A 6,848-nucleotide genomic window follows, 5' to 3' on the forward strand; every position below is an offset into this window, starting at 1 on the left:
ATCCCGCCCCGGGGGGCCGGCGCCGGACGGCCGTGCCCCCGGCCCGGGGTCGGCGCCGGACGGCCGTACCCCCGCCCAGGCCTCAGCGTGGAGCGGACGGTGGTGTCGGCACGCTCCCGTCGGGACGGTCCGCCGATGCGAGCGAGCGGCCGATGTCCGTCATCCGGCCGGTCCCGCCGCCCGGGGGCCGTTCCGCCGACTCGGCCGGGCCCGCGTTGCCGGCCAGGACCAGGGCGGCCACGGCCGCGAGGGCGGCGACGACGCCCCTGGCGGTGCGTGTGTGGTCGGGCACGGCGTCCTCTCGGGGGCGGGATGTGGGAGGCTGTCAGGTGCTGTTAAGCATGCTTAACCCGCAATTTAACCTAGGGCCGCCGGAGCCCAACGGCAAGAGGCACAGGGGGAGTTGGCAGTGGGGGATCGTGAAGACCGGGTGGCGATCGGGCGCCGGGTGCAGCGGCTGCGGGCCGAGCGCGGGATGACCCAGCGGCAGCTCGCCGAACCGGCGTACACGCCCGCCTACATCTCCACCCTGGAGTCCGGCCGTGTCCGCCCCTCCGACGAGGCGCTGCGGCACCTCGCCGAGCGGCTCGGCGTCGGCTACGAGGAGCTGGCCACCGGCCGCCCGGCACGGCTCGCCACCGACCTGCGGCTCCGGCTCACCGAGGCCCGGCGGACGCTGGCGACCGGCGGCGCCGAGCAGGCGGCCGGGCAGTACGGCGAACTGCTCGCCGAGGCCGAGGAGTACGAGCTGCCCGAGGAGCGGGCCGCGGCACTGCTCGGCCTCGGCGAGTGCGCGGTGGAGACCGGCGAACTGGCAACGGGCCGGGGCTACTTCGAGCGGGCCGAGGAGTGCCTGACCGGCATCGGCGCACCGCTGCCGGCCCGCGTCCCGGCCCTGCGCGGCCGAGCCCTCACCCACTATCTCGCCGGTGAACTCCGTTACGCCGTCTACCTCCTGGAGACCACCCTCGACGAGCTGAACCGCGGCGGCCTGCACGACCCCGACGCGCTGCTGCTGCTCTACGCCAGCGTCATCGGCCCGTACATGGACATGGGCGCGCACGCCCGGGCCGCGCAGGCCGCCGAACTGGCCCTCGCGCTCGCGCCCCGGGCCGGCGACCCGGCACTGGTGGCCCGCATGCACCGTTCCGTCGCCCGCACGCTGCTCGCCGAGGGCCGCCTCGCGGAGGCGGACGCCTCCCTGGCCAAGGCGGCCGAGCTGTACCGCACGCTGCAACTCCGCACCGAGCTGGCCAACTGCCACTGGATGCGCGGCTACGTCTGCGCGCAGAACGGCGAACTCGCCCGCGCGGAGGAGGAGATGCGGCAGGCCCTGGAGATGCTGTCGGTCACCCGCGCCGCCCTCTACAGCAGCCAGGTCGCCGTCGAGCTGGCCGACGTGCTGCACCGGCGCGGCAAGTCCGCCGAGGCGGCCGGGCTGCTGCGCGGGGTGCTGGACGACCTGTCCTCCGAACGCGGCGCCGTGCACGCGGCGGGCGCGCACCGGCTGCTCGGCATCATCGCCGAGGACGCCGGCGACACCGAGGCCGCCGAGGAGCACTACGTGCGCGCGCTGAGCCTGCTGGAGCGGGCGGGCGCGGCCGGTGACCTGGCCGACCTGTGCCGGCTGCTGGGCGACCTGCTGCGCCGCACCGGCCGGGTGGAGGCGGCCCTGGACGCCTACCGCACGGGCCTCGGACACCGCACGGCCCCGGGCACGACCACCCTGGGCCCGGCCCCCGCGCAGCCTCCGCTGTAGCCGCGCCGACCGCGCCCCGACCTCCCGGTTTCCTCCGGTCGGCCACGGGTAGTCGGGCATCCGGCCGCGTGAGCGAAGGAGGCGGTGGCCGTGCGGCCCAGCGACGACCCCCGATGGCCCCCGGGCGGGGAACCTCCCGCCGACGAGGGGCGCGGCGCCTCGCCCGGCGTGGTGCCGGAACGTCTCTGCGCGGTGGCGGTCAGACTGCTGCCGGTGATCGGCGCGAGCGCGTCGCTGCGCGACGGTGACGGCCTCCCGGTGCGGCTGTGCGCCAGCAGCGACCGGGCCTCGTACCTGGCGGAGGTCCAGGCCACCCTGGGCGACGGGCCGTGTGTCAGCGCCGCCGAGTCGGGTGCCCCGGTGATCGCCCGCGATCTGCGGTACGGCGCGGACGCCGACCGCTGGCCCGTCTTCGCCCAGCAGGCGACGGCCGTCGGCGTGAACGCCGTCTACGCGCTGCCGCTGGGCAGCGACACGGTGTGCGTCGGCACGCTCGACCTCTACCGCGACACCCCCGGCGGGCTCACCGGGGCGGAGCTGAACACGGCCCGGCTGCTGGCCGGCGTCATGACCACGGCCCTGATGGATCTGCCGCACGGGGAGGAGTACGGCCTCGGGGGCGGGGAGGACGCCTGGCTGAGCGGGCTGGGCGGCGGCCACGACGAGGTCTACCAGGCCGTCGGCATGATCATGGCCCAGCTGGGTGTCGGCGCCGACGAGGCGCTGGCCCGGCTGCGCGGCGCCGCCTTCGCCCGGGGCCGTACCGCCCACGACGTCGCCCGCGACGTGCTCGCCCACCGGCAGCGCTTCGACCTCGACGGCTGACGGGGCCGCGTCACACCTGGGCCCGGCCCTGCCGCCGCACCTCGGCCAGCCGCGCGGCGCCGGTCTCCGCGGCCGTGAGGGTGGCGTCCTCGGCCGGTTCGCCCAGGCTGCCGCTGGTCACGGTGATCGCGTCGTCGCCGACGCGCACGGCGACGAGGTCCACGGTGAGGACGGCGGGCCCGGCGCCGGCCGCCGCACCGGTCACCGTCACCCGCAGCCCCTGCCGGGCGTCCCCCGCCTCGGGCGGCGTGACGCCGGTGACCCGGACGTCCCGGGCGGCCCCGCCGGCGGCCTCGGCGGTGACGTGCCCGCACGTGTCGGGCAGCGTCGCCAGCCAGGCCAGCGTCCGGTCGACGTCGGCGGCGCGGTGGGAGGTGATCCGGTAGTGCAGCTGGGCCCCGCCGGCGTAGTCGTCCAGGGCGGCCGTCGCCCGGGGTGCGGTGCCGAAGAGGTCCTCGGTGTAGAGGACGTCCAGCAGCCGCCGGCAGTCCGGGTCGGCAGTGGTGGCCTTGAGCAGGTCGTCCCGCCAGGTCGCGGCGCCCTGCGTCGGCCCCCAGGTCTCCCCGAGGTCGGCCTCGGTGATCAGCGCCGCGTCCGCCTGGGCCGGGGTGAGCGCGGGCGGGACGGCGGCTGAGGGCAGCGCGGCGGGGGACTGGGGCGTCGCGGGCAGGGTCCCGTCCGACTGATGGGCGTCCGGCCCGGCGGCGGAACAGGCGACCAGGACGGCCGAGAGCAGCAGGACGGCCGGGAGCGGGACCACAGGCCGGAGGCCCGCCACGGACAGACGCCCGTCACAAGGGATCACACCCCCACGCCACCACCACCCCACCCAGCCCACCACCCCACAAACCCACCCGAGTGACCCGCCCCCACCGGGCGCCGCACGGCCGTGCCGCCGGGACTCTCGGCACACCCGCACCTATGCGGGGCACCGACGGCACCCGGCCCGGGCCCGGCGGAGGTCAGCCGGGGCGGCCCGGCCCGGGTGACCCGCCCGCGCCGGCCGCCATCCGGCTTCGGCGCCCGGTGCCAGACGGCCCCCTGCCTGTCGGGGCTCTCGGCGTACCCCGTACAGGGCCGCGTAGGGTCGCCGCACCGGCCCCCCCGCAGCACAAGGAGCCATGCCGTGCCGAACGAGCCGTACCCGTACCCGCCCGTCCCCGTGATCGTCGACTGCGACACCGGTATCGACGACGCCCTGGCCCTGTTGCTGGCGGTGCGGCACCCGGGGCTCGATCTGCGGGCGGTCACCTGCGTGGCCGGGAACACCGACGTGGACGGCGTCGTACGCAACACCCTGACCGTGCTGGAGCAGGCCGGCGCCCCCGAGATCCCCGTCGCCCGGGGCGCCGAGCGGCCGCTGATCGAGGCCGTGCGCACCGCCCGGCACGTGCACGGCCACGACGGCATGGGCGACCTCGGCCTGCCCGCGCCCACCCGCACCCCCGCCGACGTGGACGCCGTGACCCTGCTGCGCCGCGAGATCCTCGCCTCCCCGCGCCCGGTCACCCTGATCCCCACCGCGCCCGCCACCAACATCGCCCTGCTGCTGCGCACCCACCCGGAGGTGACCCGCAACATCGAGCGGATCGTGTTCATGGGCGGCGCCGTGGCCACCGGGAACGCGACGCCGGTCGCCGAGTTCAACGTCTGGCACGACCCGGAGGCGGCCGCGATCCTGCTCACCGCCGGGGTGCCGATCACCATGTACGGGCTGGACGTCTTCCAGCGCGTGATCGTCCCCGGCCCCGACGTGCGCCGCCTGCGCGCGAGCACCGAGCCCGGCACCCGCCTCGCCGGTGAACTGCTCGCCCACCGCGGCCCCGCCACCGACGAGACCGACCCCGGCGGCGGCCTCGGCGACGCGGGCGCGGTCTGCGCGGTGATCGACCCGCAGGGCCTGACCACGCACCGGCTGCCCGTCGAGGTCTCCCTCGCCCCCGGCCCGGCCCGCGGCCAGACCCTCGTCGACCGCCGCGTCCGCCCCGGCGAGTCCGAGATCCACGAGGGCACCCGCGAACAGCCGCTCGTGGACGTGGCGTTGGACGTCGACGTGCCCCGGTACGTGGACCTGTACCTGCGCGCGGTCGAACGCCGGCCCGCCGAGCAGGGCTAGGACGGGGCACGGTCACCGGCGCGTCCCGCCACCCGCGCGTTCACTTTTGGGGTGATGTGGACAGATCTATTCGTGTCGCCCGCACGCATCGCGAAGGAGACCGCGTGACCGTACGCAGCACCACCAGCACGCCCGACCTGTCGTCCAAGGACCCCAACTGGTGGCGGCAGGCCGTCATCTACCAGATCTACCCCCGCAGCTTCGCCGACGCCGACGGCGACGGGCTCGGTGACCTGCGCGGCATCACCCAGCGCCTGACCCACCTGGCCGCCCTGGGCGTCGACGCCCTGTGGCTCAGCCCGTTCTACCCGTCCGAGCTGGCCGACGGCGGCTACGACGTCGACGACTACCGCGACGTCGACCCGCGCCTGGGCACCCTGGACGACTTCGACGCCCTGGCCGCCGAGGCCCACCGGCTCGGCCTGAAGGTCATCGTCGACCTGGTCCCCAACCACACCTCGCACCGCCACGCCTGGTTCCGCGAGGCCCTGGAGGCCGGCCCCGGCTCGGCCGCCCGCGACCGGTACGTCTTCCGGGACGGCCGCGGCGAACACGGCGAGCTGCCGCCCACCGACTGGCAGTCCGTCTTCGGCGGCAGCGCCTGGCAGCGGGTGCCGGACGGCCAGTGGTACCTGCACCTCTTCGCGCCCCAGCAGCCCGACCTGAACTGGGAGAACGAGCAGGTCCGCGCCGACTTCCGCACCACGCTCAAGTTCTGGTGCGACCGGGGCGTCGACGGCTTCCGCATCGACGTGGCCCACGCCCTGGTCAAGGACCTCACCGAGCCGCTGCGCGACCTCGGCGCCCCCGAGCTGAGCAGCGAGGCCGCGCTCACCGAGTTCGCCCCGGGCACCCACCCCTTCTACGACCGCGACGACGTGCACGAGGTCTACCGCGACTGGCGCAAGATCCTCGACGCCTACAGCCCGCCGCGGATGGCGGTGGCCGAGGCCTGGGTCCCGGGCGCCCGGCGCGCGCTGTACGCCCGCCCGGACGAGCTGGGCCAGGCCTTCAACTTCGAGTACCTCCAGGGCCGCTGGGACGCGGTGGAGCTGCGCGAGATCATCGCCGGTTCGCTGGCCGACGCGCACGCCGCCGGGGCCTCCGCGACCTGGGTGCTGTCCAACCACGACGTGGTCCGCCACGCCACCCGGCTGGTCCTGCCGACCGGCACCGACACGGACGCCTGGCTGCTGTCCGGCGGCAAGGCCCCGGCCGTCGACGCGCGGGCGGGCCTGCGCCGGGCGCGCGCGGCGACGCTGCTGATGCTGGCGCTGCCCGGCTCGGCGTACGTTTACCAGGGCGAGGAGCTGGGCCTGCCCGAGGTGGCCGACCTGCCCACCGAGGTGCTCCAGGACCCGATCTGGGAGCAGACCGGGCACGTCCGCAAGGGCCGCGACGGATGCCGGGTGCCGCTGCCGTGGACGACGAGCGGACCGTCGTACGGCTTCGGCGCGGGCGGGGCCTGGCTGCCGCAGCCACCGGGCTTCGGGGAGTTCTCCGTCCAGGCCCAGGACGGGGTGGCGGGCTCGACCCTGGAGCTGTACCGCACGGCCCTGCGCCTGCGCCGCAAGCTGCTCGACGGCGAGACGCTGACCTGGGCGGACGACGTGCCGCCGGGCGTGCTCCAGTTCGACCGCTCGGACGGCTGGCGCTGTGTCACCAACCTCTCCGGCGCGCCGGTCGACCTGCCGGCGGGCGAGGTGGTGCTGACCAGCGTGCCCCTGGAGGACGGCCGGCTGGGGCCGGACACCACGGCGTGGCTGGTGCGGTAGCGGCGGCACGATCCGCCCGGCCGGTCCCGTGCGCGGCCCGCTTCGTTCCGCGGGCCGCGCCGGGTCAGTAGCGCACCGCGCGGGCCACCACCGCGCGCACGTCCCCGGACAGGTCGTGGCTGCTGCGGGCGGTGGCGCTGCCGGACCGGCCGGCGGGCACGTCGTCGACGGTGACGACGACCGCGTCCAGCAGGGTGCCGTCGGGGCTGGTGAGGTTCAGCTGCACGGCGAAGGACTTCGTCGCGTCCGCGGTGTTGCGGACGGTGACGCCGACCGTGGTGCGTCCGTCGGCGTCGGTCTTCGGCGTCACCACCGTCACGTCGCCCTTGACGTCGGCGCCCGACGTGATGTCCTCCAGCCACCGGCCGGCCTA

The 6,848-nt window shown here is 76.2% G+C and carries 7 protein-coding genes; 4 read left to right on the top strand and 3 right to left on the bottom strand.

Annotation, left to right across the window (positions count from 1 at the left end; all coding sequences use genetic code 11):
- Positions 1 to 82: 82 nt before the first annotated feature.
- Entirely contained in the window at positions 83 to 292 is a 210-nt protein-coding gene (locus GTW67_RS37110; protein ID WP_202437686.1) for a hypothetical protein, read from the bottom strand.
- A 117-nt stretch (positions 293 to 409) separates the two neighbouring features.
- Here GTW67_RS37110 and GTW67_RS25460 point away from each other — a divergent pair, with 117 nt between their 5' ends.
- Both GTW67_RS25460 and GTW67_RS25465 read left to right on the top strand, forming a co-directional pair.
- Entirely contained in the window at positions 410 to 1,759 is a 1,350-nt protein-coding gene (locus tag GTW67_RS25460; RefSeq protein WP_161167116.1) for a helix-turn-helix domain-containing protein, read from the top strand.
- 84 nt (positions 1,760 to 1,843) lie between these two features.
- Positions 1,844 to 2,584 (top strand): GAF and ANTAR domain-containing protein, encoded by a 741-nt coding sequence (locus GTW67_RS25465; RefSeq protein ID WP_161167117.1) that lies wholly within the window; start codon positions 1,844 to 1,846, stop codon positions 2,582 to 2,584.
- A gap of 10 nt (positions 2,585 to 2,594) precedes the next feature.
- On the opposite strand, the gene GTW67_RS25470 is transcribed toward GTW67_RS25465, so the two are convergent.
- Entirely contained in the window at positions 2,595 to 3,344 is a 750-nt protein-coding gene (locus tag GTW67_RS25470; RefSeq protein WP_346010737.1) for a hypothetical protein, read from the bottom strand.
- A 366-nt stretch (positions 3,345 to 3,710) separates the two neighbouring features.
- Between GTW67_RS25470 and GTW67_RS25475 the strand changes: the two genes are divergently transcribed.
- Together GTW67_RS25475 and GTW67_RS25480 are read left to right on the top strand one after the other, a co-directional pair.
- On the top strand, positions 3,711 to 4,700 hold the full coding sequence (locus GTW67_RS25475; RefSeq protein WP_161167118.1) for a nucleoside hydrolase: 990 nt from the start codon (positions 3,711 to 3,713) through the stop codon (positions 4,698 to 4,700).
- Between the two features lie 104 nt (positions 4,701 to 4,804).
- A complete protein-coding gene (locus GTW67_RS25480; RefSeq protein ID WP_161167119.1) occupies positions 4,805 to 6,475 on the top strand; it encodes an alpha-amylase family glycosyl hydrolase in 1,671 nt (556 codons plus the stop codon).
- A gap of 64 nt (positions 6,476 to 6,539) precedes the next feature.
- Here GTW67_RS25480 and GTW67_RS25485 read toward each other — a convergent pair whose 3' ends face one another.
- Positions 6,540 to 6,788 (bottom strand): hypothetical protein, encoded by a 249-nt coding sequence (locus tag GTW67_RS25485; RefSeq protein ID WP_161167120.1) that lies wholly within the window; start codon positions 6,786 to 6,788, stop codon positions 6,540 to 6,542.
- Positions 6,789 to 6,848 lie beyond the last annotated feature (60 nt).

Source organism: Streptomyces sp. SID5910 (genome assembly GCF_009862125.1).
Taxonomy (GTDB): Bacteria; Actinomycetota; Actinomycetes; order Streptomycetales; family Streptomycetaceae; genus Streptomyces.